The following is a 17,837-nucleotide window of genomic DNA, read 5'->3' as shown; positions in this document are numbered from 1 at the left end:
TAATTTTACATAAAAACTCATAGGTTTATCATCAAAAGAACTGCAGTTAAGATTTATTGAGTTGATTGGAGTACTGGAGATGCGCCAATCTTAATTCCGATTGCTGCTGCACGTTTGCTAGCTTGCTCTTGCTGTTCCAGAGAAAGAGAATTGGAAATCGCTTCCAACTCACTATCCAGAATGCCTTGACGGCCTGCATGGAACTGCCAGGCAGAAGCTTCAATCAGATCAACCGGTCGACCACGGCCATTGGCGTAGATGCGGGCGAGGCGGTTCATGGCAATTGGGTTGCCTTTGGTTGCTGCGCGCTCGAACCAATCTGCCGCTTCAGTCTCATTCGGGACGAGGCCTTCGCCTTTGAACAGCAGAGTTGCGTAGTAAATCTGCGCGGGAACCAGTCCACGACGGGCGGCGCGGCCCATCCAGAAGGCAGCGCGGAGAGGGTCGCGGATTTCTTCAGGGCCGTCCTTCAGGTAGATGCCAAGCTCCAGCATGGCGTCAGCATCGCCGGTTTCTGAGGCGCGTTCCAGCAGGTCTTTGATCAGCTTGGGATCATTCGGACGGACTTTGCCTTCCTGATGAAGGAGGGCGAGATTGTAGAGTGCTTCGGGAATATTGGCTGCAGCGGCTTTTTCCAGCTGCTGGGCGGCCTTGTTCTTGTCAGCTGTTGTACCAGCACCAGCCAGATAGAGCAGGCCGAGGCGCAATGCTGCTTGCGGGTCGCCATCATTTGAGGCGAGCTCATACCAGCTTGCGGCCAATGGCAAATCCTGCGGGACGCCTCTGCCGGATTCGTAAAGCACACCGAGCAGCGTCTTGGAGCTGGTGATGCCAGCTTCAGCCTGACGGGTCGCCAGTGCCAGAGCTGTCAGATACCATCCGCGCTGGAAGGCACCATAGGCGGGGTCGCCCTTAATGGTTTCCGGCGTTGGTGAAACCTGCGGAATGAATGGTGCTTTTGAAAGAGGAGAGGGCAGCAGGGTTGATCCGTTTGGATTATACGGATCAACGGTTCTTGCGCCTTGAGGTGTGGTTCCACCGCTCGGAGTTGTTTGTGCAACAGCCATGCCCTGTAAGCCGAGCAGGCCGGTCACAGCTGCGACAGTTACGAGTTTGATAGAACCAGACAACTTCAAAATATCAGTCCTCAGCTTCCGCCAGTGTGTGTGTTGAGAGGATTGCATTGGCTTGCTCAACGGCTGCTTTGGCCCCTTCAGGGTGATTCCAGACAGCTTCACGTACTGCTACGAATTCAGCGCCAGTTTGGGCTGCGGTGTCAACTGAGGAAACTGAGGTGCCCGCCAGGACGACGCATGGCGTTTCGAACACTTCAGACCACCAGGTGCCGTAGTCCAGTGATTTGCGATGTGGCTCTTCTTCCTGATTGAGTGAAAGCAGGCCGAAGAACATGTAATCGACGCCCATAGAAGCAACAACCATGGCATCGTGGCGTGTCTTGACGCCTGCGTGCCCGATGATGCGGTCTTCCGAGAAGGACTGCATGGCTTCTTCCAGATCCTTGTCAGAACCGGAAACGTGCAGGCCATCTGCACCGGAGCGGCCCATGATCTGGGTGTTGTTTTCAATCAGAACAGCAACTTCCTTGGCCTGTGCCAGTGGCACCAGACGCTTTGCAGCCGCCTGCAGGTCGCTTTCGTTTGCGTCCGGCATGGAGATCAGCAGGCTCGCAATGTCGCCACCTTCCAAAGCTTGTTTGAGTTGTCCTTCGAATTCGTCGAGGTCAAAGGTTGGTGGTGTGACAAGATACAGACGCGGATGCACTGAGGTTGCTCCTGATAAAATTCCAGTAAAAAGAGATCATGGCGGTAGTGTAACCTACGTCAAGCCTCTGGCCCATTCATTGGGATAAGTTCTAAACAGCGTCTTGCTCTCTTTTTCAAGAGGCTGTGTCAAATTCTAGGCAAAAGCGAGAATAAAACGAAAAGAGGGACCAAAAAGGCCCCTCAATCCAGAATAATGTAAGAACTAACTGTCTTATGCTTCTAAAGCAACAACGCCAGGTAGTGCTTTGCCTTCCAGCCACTCAAGGAACGCGCCGCCAGCAGTGGAGATGTAAGAGAAATCTTCACTTGCTTTTGCGTGGTTGAGTGCTGCAACAGTGTCACCACCACCAGCAACAGTTTTCAGCTTGCCTTCTTTGGTGCGAGCTGCTGCATGCTGTGCTGCTGCAACAGTTGCCTTGTCGAATGGCTCGATTTCGAACGCGCCGAGAGGGCCGTTCCAAACGAGGGTCTTCGCTTCATCGATTTTTGCTTTCACAACTTCGATGGAAGCTGCGCCAACGTCGAGCATCATTGCGTCTGCTGGGATTGCATCGAGAGCAACAGTTTCGTTCTTGGTGTTTGCTGCAAATTCCCATGCAACAACAGCGTCTGTTGGCAGAACGATTTCACAGTTTGCTTTTTCAGCTGCTGCCATAATGCGGTTTGCTGTGTCAGCCAGATCGTGCTCGCACAGGGATTTACCGACGTTCACGCCTTTAGCTGCGAGGAAGGTGTTTGCCATGCCGCCGCCGATCACCAGAATGTCTACTTTAGACACGAGGTTTTCGAGCAGGTCGATCTTGGAGGAAACTTTTGCGCCGCCAACAACTGCCAGAACCGGACGCTCAGGCGTGGAAAGTGCGGAACCAAGTGCTTCCAGCTCTGCCTGCATGGTGCGGCCCGCGAATGCAGGAAGCAGCTTTGCAATGCCTTCGGTGGAACCGTGTGCGCGGTGCGCTGCAGAGAATGCGTCGTTTACGTACAGGTCGCCGTTTGCAGCCAGTGCTTTTGCGAATTCTGGGAGGTTCTTTTCTTCACCAGCATAGAAGCGGGTGTTTTCCAGAAGCAGAACGTCGCCGTCAGCCATTGCATCAACGGCAGCTTTGGCTACGTCACCGGTGCAATCTTTAGCGAAAGCAACTGGTTTGCCAAGCAGGTCTGCAACAGGGCCAGCAACAGGTGCGAGGCTCATTTCTTCGACTACTTTGCCTTTTGGACGGCCAAAGTGTGCGAGAAGGATGACTTTGCCGCCAGCCTCGGAGATTTCGCGGATGGTTGGCAGGACACGCTCGATACGGGTGGCATCGGTAACGGTGCCATCCTTCATTGGAACGTTAAGGTCTACGCGGACGAGAACACGTTTGCCGGAAAGCTCGGCGTCGCTAAGAGTTTTGAAAGACATAAAAATCTCCGGAATTTCTGTCTGTGACCTTATACTGGTCGACTTACTTACAGAAAGACTTTGCGGAGTTCGTGATCAAATCTATGGGAGTATTCGCACTGATTGGTGCGGCTCAGGGATTGGATCACTCCGCACTGGTATATGTGAGAAAAAAGGGCCGCTTAAAAGCGGCCCCTTTCTGATTAGATGAGCTTTGCCATCGCAACAGCGGTGTCCGCCATGCGGTTGGAGAAGCCCCACTCGTTGTCGTACCAGGTAAGGATACGAACCATTGTGCCTTCCATGACCTTGGTCTGGTCCATGTGGAAGATGGAAGAGTGTGGGTCGTGGTTGAAGTCGCAAGAAACGTTTGGCACTTCGGTGTAACCAAGAACGCCCTTCAGTTCGCCTTCAGCCGCTGCTTTGATTGCTGCGTTGATTTCTTCTACGGAAGTTTCTTTCTTCGCGATGAAGGTCAGGTCAACAACAGAAACGTTTGGAGTAGGTACGCGGATTGCAACGCCGTCCAGTTTACCAGCCAGCTCAGGCAGAACCAGGCCAACAGCCTTAGCAGCACCTGTGGAGGTTGGGATCATGGAAAGAGCTGCTGCGCGGCCGCGGTACAGATCCTTATGCATTGTGTCGAGAGTAGGCTGATCACCGGTGTAAGAGTGAACGGTGGTCATGAAGCCTTTTTCGATGCCAACCAGTTTGTCCAGAACGTAAGCTACCGGAGACAGACAGTTGGTGGTGCAAGATGCGTTGGAAACAACCAGATCTTCAGAAGTCAGGGTGTCGTGGTTTACGCCGTAAACGATTGTTTTGTCAGCGCCTGCTGCAGGAGCAGAAACCAGAACGCGCTTTGCGCCAGCTTCCAGATGCAGGGAAGCTTTTTCTTTTGCGGTGAAGATGCCGGTGCACTCCAACGCAACGTCGATACCCATTTCACCCCAAGGCAATTCTTTAGGATCACGGATAGCGGTTACTTTGATTGGACCACGACCACAATCGATTGTGTCGCCGTCTACGGTCACTTTTGCAGGGAACTTGCCGTGTACGGAGTCAAACTGCAGCAGGTGTGCGTTCGTTTCAACCGGGCCGAGGTCGTTAATTGCTACAACTTCAATGTCGGTACGACCGGATTCAATGATTGCACGGAGAACATTACGACCAATGCGACCAAAGCCATTGATGGCTACCTTGACTGCCATTTAAGAACCTCTTTCGGTACGGCGTCTTAAAAAACGCCCTCGTTTTATATATTCGCCAGCTCTTGCCGGCCGTCTTCTGAGAGGCCTCTGGCTGAGAGGAGCCAGAAGCTTCATTTAGTCAGCTTTAGGCGTTATCGCTATCGCCAAGGCGCTTTTCTGCCTCTTGGACCACTGCATCAGCAGTAATCCCGAAATGCTCATAGAGCTCCTGGTAAGGGGCGGAGGCACCAAATCCTGACATGCCTACGAAACCACCATCAGAACCGACAAAGCGATCCCAACCCATACGAACGCCCGCTTCCACAGCGATCTTCACCGGACTACCACCAATGATGGCATTCTTATATGCGTCAGATTGTTGCTCGAAGAGTTCGAAGCTAGGGACGGAGACCACACGGGTCGCGATTCCCTTGCCGTCTAGCTCTTTTTTCGCGTCGACTGCGATCTCAACTTCGGAGCCGGTTGCGAACAGAGTAACGGTCGCTTCTTCTTCACAGTCAGCGATGATGTATGCGCCTTTGGCACACAGGTTTTCGCTTTCGTAGTGAGGACGAAGGGACGGCAGGTTCTGACGGGTTAGAGCCAAAACGCTTGGATTATCAGCGGCTTTCATTGCCAACTGCCAGCATTCCAGGGTCTCAGTGATGTCCGCTGGGCGGAAAAACTGCAGATCTGGGATACAACGTAGAGCCGCGAAGTGCTCCACAGGCTGGTGAGTTGGGCCATCTTCACCCAAACCGATGGAGTCATGGGTCATTACGTGAATGACGCGCTGCTTCATCAGGGCTGCCAGACGAAGAGATGGACGGCAGTAATCGGAGAAGATCAGGAAGCCACCAGAGTAGGGGATAACTCCGCCATGCAGTGCCATACCGTTCATTGCTGCAGCCATGCCGTGCTCACGGATGCCCCAGTGAATGAAGCGGCCGGAGAAATCGTCCGGAGTAACTGGTGGTGTATGTTCGGTGTTGGTGTTGTTGGAACCAGTCAGGTCAGCAGAGCCGCCGATGGTTTCAGGCACAGCACCTGTGATTACTTTCAGAACAGCCTGGGACGCCTTACGGGTCGCCATTTTTGGCTGGGTGTCTGCAAGCTCTTTCTTGTAGGCGTCGATTGCTGCGTCGAAGCCGGATGGCAGGTCGCCACGGCAACGGCGCTCGAACTCGCCACGCTGCTCAGGGTTTGCTTCGTTGAAGCGCTGTTCCCACTCTTTACGAGCGTTTGCGGAACGCAGACCTGAGATGCGCCATGCATCGAGAACGTCGCTTGGTACTTCAAACGGCTCAGCAGACCAGCCAAGAGCTTCGCGGGTTGCTGCAATTTCTTCAGCGCCCAGAGGAGCACCGTGCACTTTGTTGGTGCCGGACTTGTTTGGAGAACCGAAGCCGATTGTGGTTTTCGCCGCAATCATTGTTGGCTTGTCGCTCTTGCGAGCTTCAGTCAACGCTGCTTCGATTTCTTCCGGATCATGACCATCGATGGAGATGGTGTTCCAGCCGGATGCCTTGAAGCGTGCGATCTGATCGGTGCTGTCTGACAGATCTACGGAACCATCAATAGTGATGCCGTTGTCGTCCCAGATGAGGATCAGTTTGTTCAGCTTGAGGTGACCTGCCAGAGAAATGGATTCCTGAGAGATACCTTCCATCAAGCAACCGTCACCTGCAAGAACGTAGGTGTAGTGGTTTACGAGATCTTTGCCGAAACGCTCTTCCTGCAGACGCTCAGCGATTGCCATGCCGACTGCGTTGCCAAGGCCCTGGCCGAGAGGACCTGTGGTGGTCTCGATGCCTGCGCCATGACCGAATTCCGGGTGGCCGCATGAGCGTGCGCCGAGCTGACGGAACTGCTGAAGCTGTTCAATGGAGAAGTCTTCGTATCCCAGCAGATAGAGTGTGGAATACAGCAACATGGATCCGTGCCCTGCGGAGAGCACAAAGCGATCGCGGTCTGCCCATTTCGGGGAGTTCGGATCAAACTTCAGAAACTTGGAAAACAGGACCGTTGCGATGTCGGCTGCACCCATTGGAAGTCCTGGGTGGCCAGATTTTGCTTTTTCAACGGCGTCCATTGAAAGAAAGCGTATCGCATTCGCCATGCGAGAGTGCTTTTCGAGATCGGTCATCTTATTCCCGCTGTCGACCCGGCAGGGCAGCCGGTTCTTTACTAATAGCTAGTGTAAATTCGATGACAGGTGCCATAGTCTTTGCCCCAGACTAATGCGAATTGGCAGTTGTCCACGAACGAATAACGGAAGGAGACATAGCAGGTCAGAAAGTTGAGTCAATGAAACTGAGCTCTTCTGGTGCCGTTTATTGCGTAAGTTGAGCGCTTTTGAAATTTGAATAGCATTTGTCAACATAAGTTATGTTGCCAAGGTCTCTTTAATGAGTGAATTTGCTTAGCGTAAAATGCGTGTTCATTAGATTTTTATGGTGGCGAAGCTTGTATTTTGTTCACGAATGTTGCGTCGGGTAATTTTCCGACTCGAAGGCCTTTGTAAGTTCTGTAATCACTGATAAATGAGATGGTTCTCGCATATTCCTAAGATATGATGTGAATAAAGCTCGACGATTCCCTCCAGCTAATGGATAATTGTCTTCCGCTTCCCTAGACGGGATTAGGTCGGGTTACCATCTCCCAATGGTGACTGATGTTTTGGTGAGTACGGATACAGGTAGATGTCAGAGGTGAAGATGGATAGTGGGCAAGATCTGGATCATGCGCTGGATCGTATTACTGCCTCCATCACGAAGCTTGAGGGGGCGCTTCATCGCAGGACGTCCCGTGACAAGACCCTTGATGCGTTAGAAAACGACTTGCAGAGAATTGGTGAGGATCGAACACAGCTGGCATCGAAGCTTGATCAGGCCGAGGCGCGGGGTTCGCGACTTGAAGATGTCAACAAAGATGTTTCCCGCCGCCTTGTTGCTGCCATGGAATCCATTCGTACTGTTCTCGACGGACAGGAGAGCTAAGATCAATGGCGCAGATTACAGTTACAATCAATGATCGCAGCTTTCGCATGGCATGTGATGATGGTGAGGAAGAACGGCTTCTCGGTCTTGCTCAGCGTTTTGACGACAGCATCAGTAGCCTGAGAGAAAATTTTGGTGAGATTGGCGATCAGCGCTTAACCGTGATGGCGGGCATCATGGTGACGGATCACCTTGCCGAAGTTGAGCGGAAATTGCGCGCTGCTGAAGGGCGTATCGAAGAGCTGGGGAAAGCCGAGGCTTCTGTTGAAGAGCGTCTGGCTGCACAAGAGCAGCGGTATTTGAGCCGTATCGAAGAGCTTGAAAAAGAGCATCGTGAGAAAGAAGCCAAGATTGTCGCGCGCCTGTTGGAAAGCGCAGACAAGATTGAGCAGTTGAGCGCTGATATGGACAGCGAGCTGCGCGAAGACGAAAGCGCGGCTTAAGATTTCTTTGTTTCTTCCTTTATCTCGCCTGCCAGTTGGTCCGCTATCGGGCCAACAACCACTTGGACAGAGCCAGCAGCAGGTTTGATGATACCGTGAACGCCGAGTTGCTTTAAATCCGCTTCATTGATGGCATCACTATCTTTCACTTTCAGGCGTAACCGGGTTGCGCAGGAATCTATTTCCAAAAGGTTGGCTGATCCACCTAAGGCTGCCAGATAAGCATGTGCTTTGCTGTTTGTGTCGGAGAGGTTGTCTGCTGTTTTATCCGCTCTTTCAGTTTCACGGCCCATGGTTTTTAGGTTGAAGAGCTTGATGGTTGCCACGAACAGAAAATAGTAGATGGCGAAGAATGCTGCGCCTACCGGGATTAGCAGGAGCGGTTTTGTGGAGATGCCGTAGTTGATCAGGTAGTCGAACAAACCTGCCGAGAAACCAAAGCCCAGCTTCACGCCCAGCACGTTCATCACAACCATCGAGACGCCTGTGAGGATTGCGTGGATCACGTAAAGTGCAGGGGCCAGGAACATAAAGGCAAACTCGATGGGCTCAGTGATGCCAGTCAGGAATGACGTGAGTGCCATAGAGAGCAGTATGCCTCCGACGACTTTGCGGTTTTCTGGCTTTGAGCAATGGTACATAGCCAGGCATGCGGCGGGCAAGCCAAACATTATGACCGGGAAAAAACCAGCCATGTAGGCTCCGGCGGTTGGATCTCCCGCGAAAAAGCGGTTCAGGTCGCCGGTGACAACATCTCCTGAGGCCGTAATATAGTCGCCCAGAATGAACCAGGCGATGTTGTTCAGGATGTGATGAAGGCCCGTGACGATCAGCAACCGGTTCAAAGAGCCATAGAGGAACAAGCCCGCATCACCCATATGCGTAATTGTGTTTGTGAGGGAGATTAGAGCCCTGTCAAACCAAAGCCAGCCATAGCCAAAGAGGGCGGCAACGAGCAGTGCCGCCACACCGGTCACGATGGGGACAAAGCGGCGGCCTCCGAAAAAGGCGAGGTAATCGGGAAGTTTGATATCCCGGAATTTGTTGTAGAGCAGGCCTGCCGTAATACCCATGATGATCCCGACCGGGACTGCAATACGGCCTTCCATCTTGAGAGCTTGTTCTTGGCTGAGCCCTGCCAGTTCAACAGCGCCTTGTTGTGCAACGAGAAAGCCGACCAAACCCGCGAGAGCTGCTGCGCCGTGGTTCTCCTTGGCAAAGCCAACTGCGATACCTACGGCAAACAGCATGCCCAGGTTGGCGAAAATTGCACTCCCGGCAGAGACAACGAAGGGAAGATCAAGAAGGTCAGCTTGTCCGATGCGCAGTAGGATCGCTGCGACTGGTAGCACTGCAATTGGCAGCATCAAGGATTGCCCGAGCTTCTGAACGCCTGCAAACGCATTGTTTGACATTCAACTTTCCTTCCTCTCGAAAAATCCCAGGGGCCTTGGAAACCGGCTTCCTTTTCTTGTGCCTCTATTTACGCGGAAACTATGAAGAAGCTGCAGAACATGCCCTTGCGTTATGAATGGTTCTCGGTAATCGAATTGATAGCCTTAAAAAAGCGCTCGCATGCGAGCTGGCGATACTTGTTTATGACAGTGGGTTACGCTTGATTTAATGTGAAGGTTTTATCAGAAGGACTGGTAATTACATCCGCTCTGGCCTATATCACCCATTGCGTTGCTGCGCGGTTTGTCAGGAGACACATATCCCCGGGGCCTTACGCATTCCTTTGGGAGCTGTTCCTTCCCTCGCTCGTGGGCTTGGGGACACGGCGCCCACCTACATAGTAGGTTCTCCGGGATTGCACACTCTCCAACGGCTGTCGTGGCGCGCTCTTATCTTTTTTGTTTTCCTCTCTCATTTCAGTGATGCTCTCTTGCTTTGCGATTTTTCGCAGGCTGCACCATAATGCGCGTCGTTCATGCGTATTGTGTCCCGATAAGTGATCCAATCCTTTCGGGAATGCGCCATTCAACAGAAGTGAGGTGCGTGTTGACGTCTCAAGACACCGAGAATGCCGATTGTAAACTGGCCAAGCGAGACGTGCGGAAAGCCGGACTTGCTGCACGGGCAACTCTATCGCCAGTGGAGCGGATTGAGCGGTCGCTTGATCTTGTTGGGTATGCTGGTGAGCTTGGGGTGGAGCCGGGATCGATTGTTGCCGGGTTTTGGCCTATTCGAGATGAGGTTGATCCGCGTCCGTTGATGGATGCACTGGCAAAGACCGGGTGTTCTTTATGTCTTCCTGTTGTCGTTGGGGATGATCTTGAGTTCCGCCGTTTGGACCAGGATGGGGCGCTGGAACCTGCGGGCTTTGGCAGTATGGCACCGGGGCCTGAGGCCGAGGTTGTACACCCCAATGTGGTGCTGGTGCCTTTGTCTGCCTTTGATCAGGATTGCAACCGCATCGGATATGGCAAAGGTTTTTACGACCGTGCATTGAGTGAACTGGAAAAACTTACCAATCTCATTGCGATTGGGGTTGCATTTGCGGTTCAAGAGGTAGAAGAGGTTCCGATGGAGCCGCATGATCGTCAACTGGATGGAATCCTGACGGATCATGGGCTTCTGAGAGCTGGTGATTAGAGTGATTTGTCAGGCATAGAGCCTCAAGCATTTTACATGAAATGCAGGGCAACTGGCGGATCTGCTTTGGTCCAAATGATGTGCGCGTATTCTTTCATTATAAAGCCTTAGGTCTGGAATACGTGGCAGGGCATGTCTGCGTTTAAATGCAGTTACGCGTCATGTTCTACGTTTTGTTTTGTGCGTGTCCTGATAGAAAGCCGAATGGGCGTTTCGGGGATACGTTTGAAAGGGTGTATAGATGCAGCTGCTGTTTCTTGGGGATCTTGTTGGGCGCGCTGGTCGCAATGCCGCGACTGACGAACTGCCTCAACTTGTTGAAGACAACCAATTGGATTTCGTCGTTGTAAATGGCGAAAACTCTGCAGCAGGCTTTGGTATCACCGAAGAAATTCTCGAAAACGTGCTGGATGCTGGTGCTGACGTTGTGACCACTGGTAACCACATTTGGGACCAGCGCGACACGCTTGTTTACATTGAGCGTCAGAACCGCTTGCTGCGCCCTGCAAACTATCCATCAGGAACACCGGGTAAGGGCGCAAACCTTTACCGTGCCAAAAACGGTGCTGACGTGCTAGTGGTGAATGTGATGGGCCGCGTTTATATGGATGCGCTGGATTGTCCGTTTGCCGCTATCGACAAAATTCTGGCTGACTGCCCGCTGGGCGCTATGGCTGATGCGATCATTATTGATATGCACGCCGAAGCGACTAGTGAAAAGCAGGCGATGGGCCACTTCTGTGATGGCCGTGCATCTTTGGTTGTTGGCACACATACGCACGTTCCGACTGCTGATCATCAGGTATTGGTGGGCGGTACGGCCTATATGTCCGATGCGGGTATGTGTGGCGATTACGATTCTGTTTTGGGTATGGATAAGGAAGAGCCAGTCAATCGCTTCCTGCGCAAAATGAATGGTGGCCGTTTTACACCTGCGCTGGGTGAGGCAACAATTTGTGGTGTTGCTGTTGAGACGGATGACCGCACTGGCCTGGCCAAGCATGTTTCTCCGGTCCGGATTGGTGGGCGTTTGTCGCAGATTATCCCACCATTCTGGCCAAGTGCAGCAAACAGCTGAGCCTGAATAAACGTCATGCTTACACGGTGATTGGCAGGGAAGAAGAAGGTCGGGACCTCTCTCGCAGTTTCTTGCTCTGGATTTTGTCGTGTAAGCGTCTTATAAGCTTTCATCAAATTTGCTCGACGTTTAGGCGACATGCGTGTCGGGGAGAGCGCTGTCCAAGCTATCAGCGGCTTGGTGAGCGCTCCTTTGAGCTTTAAGTTTTATTCTAAACACAAGCCGGGAAGACCTATGGCCGGACATTCAAAATTCAAAAACATCATGCACCGCAAGGGACGTCAGGATGCTGTGCGTTCCAAACTGTTCTCTCGCTTTTCCAAAGAGATTACAGTTGCTGCTAAAATGGGTGATCCTGACCCGGATAAGAACCCGCGCCTGCGCCTTGCTGTGCAGAACGCGAAGGCCCAGTCCATGCCGAAGGACAACATTGCCCGCGCGATTGCAAAGTCTCAGGCTGGAGACGGCGCTGATTATACCGAAATTCGCTATGAGGGTTATGGCCCAGGCGGTACTGCGATTATTGTTGAAGTGTTGACTGACAACAAAAATCGCTCTGCTGCAAATGTGCGCTCCTACTTCACCAAGTACGGTGGTTCCATGGGGGAGACTGGTTCTGTTTCCTTCATGTTCGATCGTGTTGGCGAGCTTGTTTACAAGCCTGAAGCTGGTGATGCAGACGCTGTCATGGAAGCTGGTATTGAAGCTGGTGCTGATGACGTTGAGAGCGACGAAGACGGCCACACCATTATCTGTGCCTTCGAGGATCTCTCCGACGTCTCCAAGGCGCTGGAAGAAGCGCTGTGCGAAGCTGAGTCTGTGAAGACCATCTGGAAGCCACAGAATCTTGTAGAAGTGAACGAAGAGAAAGCTGGCACCATCATGAAACTGATGGACGCGCTGGAAGATGATGATGACGTTCAGAACGTCTTCTCTAACTTCGACATCTCAGAGGAAATCATGGCAAAGCTCGGCTAAGCCTGTTTTCTGATTAAACTTTAAAGGCGGTACGTTTTGCGTGCCGCCTTTTTTTGTTGCGGGTTTGTTTTGCGAGTGCGCCCCTGATTTCAAGGAGTTGGCTTAGTCGGGGCTCTGTGAAACCTTTTTGCGACCATGATCAGGGTTGAGGCAGGGCGGTGAGTGAGGAAAACGATAAGGTTCGCGTGATTGAGCATGCCATAGGCTCGGCATGGCGGTTACATTTGCTGGCTATTGCCTACGCGGCGCTGCTGGTTGTTGGCGCCGTGCTGGAAACGCCTTCCGGTGTCTGGGAGGAGAGGGCGCCGTTGGTGGCGCGGATCTATGGCTTTTGCGTGCAAAGTGCGGCTTATGTGCTGACGGTAGCTGGCTTGTTGACGGCGTTGTATCTGCGGCAGGCAGTGAATATTGCACGAACCATGAAAGAGCGCTGCCTGATTGCGACAGCGGCTATTTTGACCATGCCGATTAATGGTTTTCATAAGGGAGAGTGGTGGGTATCCCTGTGTTCAGTCACTGTGACCGTGTTCCCACCTTTGCTTTACATCGGCCTTGCTTTGCTCGGGCAGCCCCTCTCCCTTATTGGACTGGGGCTTTGCGTTGGCGCTTACCTTTTCTGTCTTTTTCAAAGGCAGATGCTGCTCATCGCTCAAAACAGCAACTTCCTTCAGGACAGGATTTCCGAGCTGGTCAGTATGGCGCAGATCGTTACCGGTTCAGGTAAAAACGAGGACGCCTCGTGATTGATTAATCGTCGTCGATAATGGATTCCAGATGCTGCAGTGGCAATGCGCCGTTTGCTTTGAGTGTGCGGATTGCAAAGTTGGAGCGCACATCTTCGACGCCGTCCAGTGACATCAGGAAGTCAGAGAGGAAGACGTCATAGGCTTCCAGCGTTGGAACAACAATCTCAGCAAGGATATCGGATTGCCCTGAGACCAGATGACACGACACGACCTCTGGCTGAGAGGTGACGCGCTCAATGATCGACATGATCTGCGCTTTGCTCTGTTTGCCTACGCGCATTTCGACAAAGACCGTCATGCCAAGACCAACAGTCTTGCGGTTTACGGATGCTTGATAGCCATTGATTACGCCACTGTCTTCGAGGTTTTTAACGCGGCGCAGGCATGGAGATGGGGATAGGGCGACTTTACCTGCCAACTCTACGTTGGTCAGGCGGCCATCCTCCTGAAGATTTTTCAGGATTTCTAGGTCAATCTTGTCGAGCGATGTTTTTGGCATAAATCTGGTTTTTTCGTCTGTTTATAGGAATATTATTGCGGAAACTAAGCTGTTTTTCTTTGTTTCGCAAGCTGTGTTGGTTGCTTGAGGCTTCTCTTGGCCGTTATCAACGTGTGTGTGTGGTCTTAGATCATCTGAGAATTCCATCCAAAATTGGCATGCTTGTGATGGCAGCTCCCAATATGAGTGAATAAGCGAGTGCACGGTATGAGCGACCGCTTGATCGTGAGAAGCCCTTGGCTCCCAAATAGATGCTCAGGCCGTATGCCGGGCAGATCAGGAGTGAGAGGAGCAGCAGTTCCTGTGTGATCAGGCCATTCCACCAGAACGCCGCAAATGAGCCGAAACTGGTGAAGAAGAAATAGGTGATCAGATTGGCGCGAATAACGCTGACGGGCAGGGGGCCTGACATCCAGTAGGTGATAACCGGAGGACCAGCCAGTTGTGTCATGCCGCCGAGCAGGCCAGAAACTGCGCCTACACCGAAAGACGTCCGCTTGTTGGGGGCCTTGGTATAGCGCCAGCCTGAAATCAAAATGATAAGCAGGAGGAGGACCACCACGGACAGAACCCAGCGTAATACGTAGGGATCGGCATTTGTGAGTACCCATGCACCCAGGGATACAGTGATCACTGCCCCTCCCGCTGCTGGGAGAACCGTTCTCCAATCACAGATTTTGGTGGCTGAGACCACCATGGGCAGTGAGATTGTTGCATCGACCATGAGGAGGGAAGCCGCGGCCAGTTTTGGCTCCATAATGGCTGAGGCGATGGGCATGTAGATCATCGCGGCTCCGAACCCGGCAAACCCACGAGTCAACCCAGCGAGCGCTATGGTTGCGCACACCATCAAGAAGGCCGGGGATTCGAGTCCTGCGACGTCTGGGAGCATATATGCCTCTGCTGAGAAGATCGGTTTAAGGCTTCCTAGTTGTGCGGACTATAAGTTACGAAGGTGCCTTCCTCCAATCGGGACAATTGGCCGAATTGTCGAGAATTTCTCAATTACCCCCTTCAAGAGATGACAATCTGCCCGTTAGCCTTGTGAAACTGCGGGAAATTGGATGAGGCGGGTATGGTTAGAGGTCGTGGAAGAATGGCAGCGAAACGACTGCTGCGAGGAAGATGATGCCTTTTGCAGCCCATTTGAAATAGGTGGGAGGTGCGCTTTTGAAGGCTTTCGCACCAAACATAAGGCAGCCCAGATAGATTGGGCCTGCGATGATCAGGACCGGGATGAGCTCTTTTGTGAAAAGGCCGTTGTAAGCGTAAGAGGCATAGGCGGAGACATCGGCTATCGCGATAAACACAATCATGTTGGCTCGAATTATGTTTTGTGGATGGGGGCCGGTGGCCCAAAGCGTGTAGATGGGGATGGACGGCATCTGACTGAAACCGCCAAGCAAGCCGGAGAGCGCACCGACACTGAGGTTTTGCTTGCGGCTGGGTTCCTCTGAATAGGTCCAGTTGGACATGAGGACGGCGAGTAGTGCGAGGACTACGATGGATATGCCCCAGTGCAGAATGATGGGTGGTGCGTTGGCGAGGATCCATGCACCGACAGAGACAGCAAGGATCGCTCCAATGGCAGCAGGCACTACGCTTTTCCATCGGCACAGCTTGGTTGCCGGAAAAATGAGCGGCAGTGCGATGATGGTGTCGAGGATGAGAAGTGTAGCCGCAGCGAGCTTTGGGCCGATGACCAGCGCAGCGAGCGGGATCCAGACCATGCCAGACCCAAAGCCAGCGAAACCACGCATCAGACCGGCCAGAAAGATGGCTCCTGCGACTAAGGACAACTGAAAGGCTGAGTGGGCGTACAAGGCTTCAATCATTGCGGGTCCTAATCTGCAACTGACGCAGGAACGCGTGGATTACTCCTGAATTTTAGCGGATTAGGCGATTGGTTGAGGTTACTGGCTAGCGTCTTCGGAGATTTTTCGTTACCGGTTTGTTCTATGGATCATTCAATTCGAATCATGGGTGTTGACCCTGGTCTCAGGAACACTGGTTGGGGCATTATTGATGCCAAAGGTAATCGTGTCAGCTTCATCGGGAGCGGCACGATACAATCCAACAACAAGTACTCTCTCGCAGAACGTCTCAAGCAGCTGTACACTGGCTTGCAAGAAGTGATTGAACGCTTTGATCCTTCTGAAGCTGCGGTTGAGAACACGTTTGTGAACAAGGATGCAGGGGCTACGCTTAAACTGGGGCAGGCGAGGGGGATCGCTCTGCTTGTGCCATCTCTGCACAATCTCGTGGTTTCAGAATATGCTCCGAACCTGGTGAAAAAGACCGTGGTGGGAACCGGGCATGCGGAAAAAGAGCAAATCCGTATGATGGTGAAGGTGTTGATGCCGAAGGCGACGTTTAATTCGGACGACGCGGCGGATGCGCTGGCGATTGCGATCTGCCATAGTCATCACCGGGGTAGTGTAACGGGCCGTCTGGCCGCAGCGGAGGCGCGTTTGAAATGATCGGGAAACTCAAGGGTATCGTCGACAGTTACGGCGATGATTTCGTCCTGCTGGATGTGCAAGGTGTTTGTTATCAGGTGCATTGCCCCTCTCGTGTGCTGCAGCAATTGCCGCGCGTAGGCGAAGCTGCTGTGCTGGCCATTGAGACCATGGTGCGTGAGGACATGATCAAGCTCTTCGGTTTTTCTGAGGACAGCGAGCGTGAGTGGTTCCGCATTCTCATGACTGTTCAAGGTGTTGGTGCGAAGGTTGCGCTGGGCATTTTGGGCATCATGCGGGCGTCTGAAGTGGCGAACGCGATTGCGCTGGGCGATAAGACTGCGATTACACGGGCGCCTGGTGTTGGTAAGCGCGTGGCAGAACGTATCGTGACAGAGCTGAAAGACAAGGCGCCTGCCTTCGCTTCTGTTGAAGATGACACCATTGCCGTTTCGCAAAGCGTTGCGGAAAATGTGGCGTCCCGGCCTGTTGCAGATGCCGTCTCGGCTCTTTCCAATCTCGGTTATCAGCCTGCTCAGGCCTCGGCTGCTGTGGCCGCTGCTGTGAAAACAGCGGGTGAAGATGCGAGCGCTGAAAAACTTATTCGCCTCGGCCTTAAGGAACTTGCGTAATGAATGAGGGTGAGGATCGCCTTGTTACTCCTGAAATTCGGGGTGATGAGATTGATAGTGGAACACGTCCACAAACACTGGATGACTTTACCGGACAGGCGCAGGCTCGTGAAAACCTGAAGGTTTTCATTGGAGCGGCGAAAGCACGAAGTGAGGCGCTGGATCACGTGTTGTTTGTCGGGCCTCCGGGCCTTGGCAAGACAACGCTGGCGCAGATTATGGCGCGCGAGCTTGGTGTGAATTTCCGTGCAACGTCTGGTCCTGTGATTGCAAAAGCAGGTGACCTTGCTGCGTTGCTGACCAATCTGGAAGACCGGGATGTTCTGTTCATTGACGAGATCCACCGTCTCAACCCTGCGGTTGAAGAGGTGCTGTATCCGGCAATGGAGGATTACCAGCTCGATCTCATCATTGGTGAGGGACCAGCTGCGCGGTCTGTGAAGATTGATCTAGCGAAGTTTACTCTGGTGGCTGCAACGACCCGTATTGGCTTGCTGACGACGCCGTTGCGTGACCGGTTTGGTATTCCTGTTCGGCTTGAGTTTTATACTCCGGAAGAACTGGAGCTTATTGTGAAGCGCGGTGCGCGGCTTTTGGGAATCGGCATGAGTGATGCTGGTGCACGAGAGATTGCCAAACGTTCCCGCGGGACGCCTCGTATTGCGGGGCGCTTGTTACGCCGTGTGCGGGACTTTGCGATTGTTGCCGGAGATGCTGAGATTGATAATGGGCTCGCTGACAGGGCTTTGCGGCAGCTGGAAGTGGACAGCGCTGGTTTTGATAGTCTCGATCGGCGTTATCTGAAGCAGATAGCCCTGAACTTTGGTGGTGGACCAGTTGGGATCGAGACGATTGCAGCCGCTCTTTCTGAGCCACGTGATGCGATTGAAGAGATTGTTGAGCCCTACCTTATCCAGAATGGCTATCTACAACGGACACCACGTGGCCGAATTTTGACGCCAATCGCTTTTAAACACCTTGGTTTGGCGGTGCCTGATAATCCGAATGCACCTCAGATGGCTCTTTTTCAACACGCTGAAGACTGACCTGCAG

18 protein-coding genes and 1 other RNA gene are annotated in these 17,837 nt (G+C 52.7%); 10 read left to right on the top strand and 9 right to left on the bottom strand.

All coding sequences use genetic code 11. The features are described from left to right. Positions 1 to 53: 53 nt before the first annotated feature. From PsAD26_RS26310 to tkt, 5 genes are all read right to left on the bottom strand, one after another. Positions 54 to 1,136 (bottom strand): tetratricopeptide repeat protein, encoded by a 1,083-nt coding sequence (locus PsAD26_RS26310; RefSeq protein WP_208860345.1) that lies wholly within the window; start codon positions 1,134 to 1,136, stop codon positions 54 to 56. 4 nt (positions 1,137 to 1,140) lie between these two features. Beyond that, the gene (locus PsAD26_RS26305; protein ID WP_063312771.1) at positions 1,141 to 1,782 is read right to left on the bottom strand and encodes a thiamine phosphate synthase; all 642 of its coding nucleotides are present in this window, start codon (positions 1,780 to 1,782) and stop codon (positions 1,141 to 1,143) included. 213 nt (positions 1,783 to 1,995) lie between these two features. Further along, positions 1,996 to 3,186 (bottom strand): phosphoglycerate kinase, encoded by a 1,191-nt coding sequence (locus tag PsAD26_RS26300; protein WP_063312770.1) that lies wholly within the window; start codon positions 3,184 to 3,186, stop codon positions 1,996 to 1,998. Positions 3,187 to 3,368: 182 nt separating this feature from the next. Continuing rightward, the gene (gap, locus tag PsAD26_RS26295; RefSeq protein ID WP_057461993.1) at positions 3,369 to 4,376 is read right to left on the bottom strand and encodes a type I glyceraldehyde-3-phosphate dehydrogenase; all 1,008 of its coding nucleotides are present in this window, start codon (positions 4,374 to 4,376) and stop codon (positions 3,369 to 3,371) included. 124 nt (positions 4,377 to 4,500) lie between these two features. Next, entirely contained in the window at positions 4,501 to 6,501 is a 2,001-nt protein-coding gene (tkt, locus tag PsAD26_RS26290) for a transketolase (protein ID WP_063312769.1), read from the bottom strand. Between the two features lie 556 nt (positions 6,502 to 7,057). Between tkt and PsAD26_RS26285 the strand changes: the two genes are divergently transcribed. Together PsAD26_RS26285 and PsAD26_RS26280 are read left to right on the top strand one after the other, a co-directional pair. Then, positions 7,058 to 7,354: a DUF4164 domain-containing protein gene (locus tag PsAD26_RS26285; protein ID WP_063298475.1), complete on the top strand. Its 297-nt coding sequence runs from the start codon at positions 7,058 to 7,060 to the stop codon at positions 7,352 to 7,354. A 5-nt stretch (positions 7,355 to 7,359) separates the two neighbouring features. Next, the gene (locus PsAD26_RS26280) at positions 7,360 to 7,797 is read left to right on the top strand and encodes a cell division protein ZapA (RefSeq protein WP_057461990.1); all 438 of its coding nucleotides are present in this window, start codon (positions 7,360 to 7,362) and stop codon (positions 7,795 to 7,797) included. Here the strand turns inward: PsAD26_RS26280 and nagE are convergent. Beyond that, positions 7,794 to 9,212 carry an N-acetylglucosamine-specific PTS transporter subunit IIBC gene (nagE, locus tag PsAD26_RS26275; protein WP_063312768.1) on the bottom strand — a complete coding sequence of 473 codons (1,419 nt, stop codon included), beginning with the start codon at positions 9,210 to 9,212 and terminating at the stop codon, positions 7,794 to 7,796. The genes PsAD26_RS26280 and nagE overlap by 4 nt on opposite strands. A gap of 268 nt (positions 9,213 to 9,480) precedes the next feature. Between nagE and ssrS the strand changes: the two genes are divergently transcribed. The 5 genes from ssrS (at position 9,481) to PsAD26_RS26250 (ending at position 13,191) form a co-directional block, all read left to right on the top strand. Next, positions 9,481 to 9,640: non-coding RNA, 6S RNA (ssrS, locus tag PsAD26_RS26270), on the top strand. Between the two features lie 155 nt (positions 9,641 to 9,795). Beyond that, positions 9,796 to 10,392 (top strand): 5-formyltetrahydrofolate cyclo-ligase, encoded by a 597-nt coding sequence (locus PsAD26_RS26265; protein WP_343229015.1) that lies wholly within the window; start codon positions 9,796 to 9,798, stop codon positions 10,390 to 10,392. Between the two features lie 241 nt (positions 10,393 to 10,633). Then, positions 10,634 to 11,470: a TIGR00282 family metallophosphoesterase gene (locus PsAD26_RS26260; RefSeq protein WP_063312767.1), complete on the top strand. Its 837-nt coding sequence runs from the start codon at positions 10,634 to 10,636 to the stop codon at positions 11,468 to 11,470. 234 nt (positions 11,471 to 11,704) lie between these two features. Then, the gene (locus PsAD26_RS26255) at positions 11,705 to 12,448 is read left to right on the top strand and encodes a YebC/PmpR family DNA-binding transcriptional regulator (protein WP_063312766.1); all 744 of its coding nucleotides are present in this window, start codon (positions 11,705 to 11,707) and stop codon (positions 12,446 to 12,448) included. A gap of 158 nt (positions 12,449 to 12,606) precedes the next feature. Then, the gene (locus PsAD26_RS26250) at positions 12,607 to 13,191 is read left to right on the top strand and encodes a hypothetical protein (RefSeq protein ID WP_063312765.1); all 585 of its coding nucleotides are present in this window, start codon (positions 12,607 to 12,609) and stop codon (positions 13,189 to 13,191) included. Positions 13,192 to 13,195: 4 nt separating this feature from the next. On the opposite strand, the gene PsAD26_RS26245 is transcribed toward PsAD26_RS26250, so the two are convergent. The 3 genes from PsAD26_RS26245 to PsAD26_RS26235 all read right to left on the bottom strand — a co-directional run bounded on the left by PsAD26_RS26245 (position 13,196) and on the right by PsAD26_RS26235 (position 15,528). Beyond that, positions 13,196 to 13,693: an Lrp/AsnC family transcriptional regulator gene (locus tag PsAD26_RS26245; RefSeq protein ID WP_063312764.1), complete on the bottom strand. Its 498-nt coding sequence runs from the start codon at positions 13,691 to 13,693 to the stop codon at positions 13,196 to 13,198. Positions 13,694 to 13,823: 130 nt separating this feature from the next. After that, positions 13,824 to 14,585 carry a sulfite exporter TauE/SafE family protein gene (locus PsAD26_RS26240; protein WP_208985874.1) on the bottom strand — a complete coding sequence of 254 codons (762 nt, stop codon included), beginning with the start codon at positions 14,583 to 14,585 and terminating at the stop codon, positions 13,824 to 13,826. A 187-nt stretch (positions 14,586 to 14,772) separates the two neighbouring features. Beyond that, entirely contained in the window at positions 14,773 to 15,528 is a 756-nt protein-coding gene (locus tag PsAD26_RS26235) for a sulfite exporter TauE/SafE family protein (protein WP_063312763.1), read from the bottom strand. Positions 15,529 to 15,651: 123 nt separating this feature from the next. Between PsAD26_RS26235 and ruvC the strand changes: the two genes are divergently transcribed. Genes ruvC through ruvB form a run of 3 tightly spaced genes read left to right on the top strand, consistent with a single transcriptional unit; the run spans position 15,652 to position 17,830 of the window. Continuing rightward, complete coding sequence (gene ruvC / locus PsAD26_RS26230; protein WP_084403842.1) at positions 15,652 to 16,173, top strand: crossover junction endodeoxyribonuclease RuvC; 522 nt, start codon at positions 15,652 to 15,654, stop codon at positions 16,171 to 16,173. Then, the gene (ruvA, locus tag PsAD26_RS26225) at positions 16,170 to 16,784 is read left to right on the top strand and encodes a Holliday junction branch migration protein RuvA (protein WP_063312762.1); all 615 of its coding nucleotides are present in this window, start codon (positions 16,170 to 16,172) and stop codon (positions 16,782 to 16,784) included. Before ruvC ends, ruvA begins: the two co-directional genes overlap by 4 nt. Then, positions 16,784 to 17,830 carry a Holliday junction branch migration DNA helicase RuvB gene (gene ruvB / locus PsAD26_RS26220; RefSeq protein ID WP_063312761.1) on the top strand — a complete coding sequence of 349 codons (1,047 nt, stop codon included), beginning with the start codon at positions 16,784 to 16,786 and terminating at the stop codon, positions 17,828 to 17,830. The genes ruvA and ruvB overlap by 1 nt, the downstream gene beginning before the upstream one ends. Positions 17,831 to 17,837: the final 7 nt, after the last annotated feature.

Origin of the sequence: Pseudovibrio sp. Ad26 (genome assembly GCF_001623285.1) — a bacterium.
Lineage (GTDB): Bacteria > Pseudomonadota > Alphaproteobacteria > Rhizobiales > Stappiaceae > Pseudovibrio > Pseudovibrio ascidiaceicola.
Note: the sequence above shows the minus strand (reverse complement) of the source record. Positions and strands in the feature narration are given on the sequence as shown.

What these genes read in the sequence shown, in the direction of transcription:
- PsAD26_RS26300 (WP_063312770.1), bottom strand. Translation starts at nt 3,186, where the DNA reads ATGTCTTTCAAAACTCTTAGCGACGCCGAGCTTTCCGGCAAACGTGTT.
- gap (WP_057461993.1), bottom strand. Translation starts at nt 4,376, where the DNA reads ATGGCAGTCAAGGTAGCCATCAATGGCTTTGGTCGCATTGGTCGTAAT.
- tkt (WP_063312769.1), bottom strand. Translation starts at nt 6,501, where the DNA reads ATGACCGATCTCGAAAAGCACTCTCGCATGGCGAATGCGATACGCTTT.
- PsAD26_RS26285 (WP_063298475.1), top strand. Translation starts at nt 7,058, where the DNA reads ATGTCAGAGGTGAAGATGGATAGTGGGCAAGATCTGGATCATGCGCTG.
- PsAD26_RS26280 (WP_057461990.1), top strand. Translation starts at nt 7,360, where the DNA reads ATGGCGCAGATTACAGTTACAATCAATGATCGCAGCTTTCGCATGGCA.
- nagE (WP_063312768.1), bottom strand. Translation starts at nt 9,212, where the DNA reads ATGTCAAACAATGCGTTTGCAGGCGTTCAGAAGCTCGGGCAATCCTTG.
- PsAD26_RS26260 (WP_063312767.1), top strand. Translation starts at nt 10,634, where the DNA reads ATGCAGCTGCTGTTTCTTGGGGATCTTGTTGGGCGCGCTGGTCGCAAT.
- PsAD26_RS26255 (WP_063312766.1), top strand. Translation starts at nt 11,705, where the DNA reads ATGGCCGGACATTCAAAATTCAAAAACATCATGCACCGCAAGGGACGT.
- PsAD26_RS26245 (WP_063312764.1), bottom strand. Translation starts at nt 13,693, where the DNA reads ATGCCAAAAACATCGCTCGACAAGATTGACCTAGAAATCCTGAAAAAT.
- PsAD26_RS26240 (WP_208985874.1), bottom strand. Translation starts at nt 14,585, where the DNA reads ATGCTCCCAGACGTCGCAGGACTCGAATCCCCGGCCTTCTTGATGGTG.
- PsAD26_RS26235 (WP_063312763.1), bottom strand. Translation starts at nt 15,528, where the DNA reads ATGATTGAAGCCTTGTACGCCCACTCAGCCTTTCAGTTGTCCTTAGTC.
- ruvC (WP_084403842.1), top strand. Translation starts at nt 15,652, where the DNA reads ATGGATCATTCAATTCGAATCATGGGTGTTGACCCTGGTCTCAGGAAC.
- ruvA (WP_063312762.1), top strand. Translation starts at nt 16,170, where the DNA reads ATGATCGGGAAACTCAAGGGTATCGTCGACAGTTACGGCGATGATTTC.
- ruvB (WP_063312761.1), top strand. Translation starts at nt 16,784, where the DNA reads ATGAATGAGGGTGAGGATCGCCTTGTTACTCCTGAAATTCGGGGTGAT.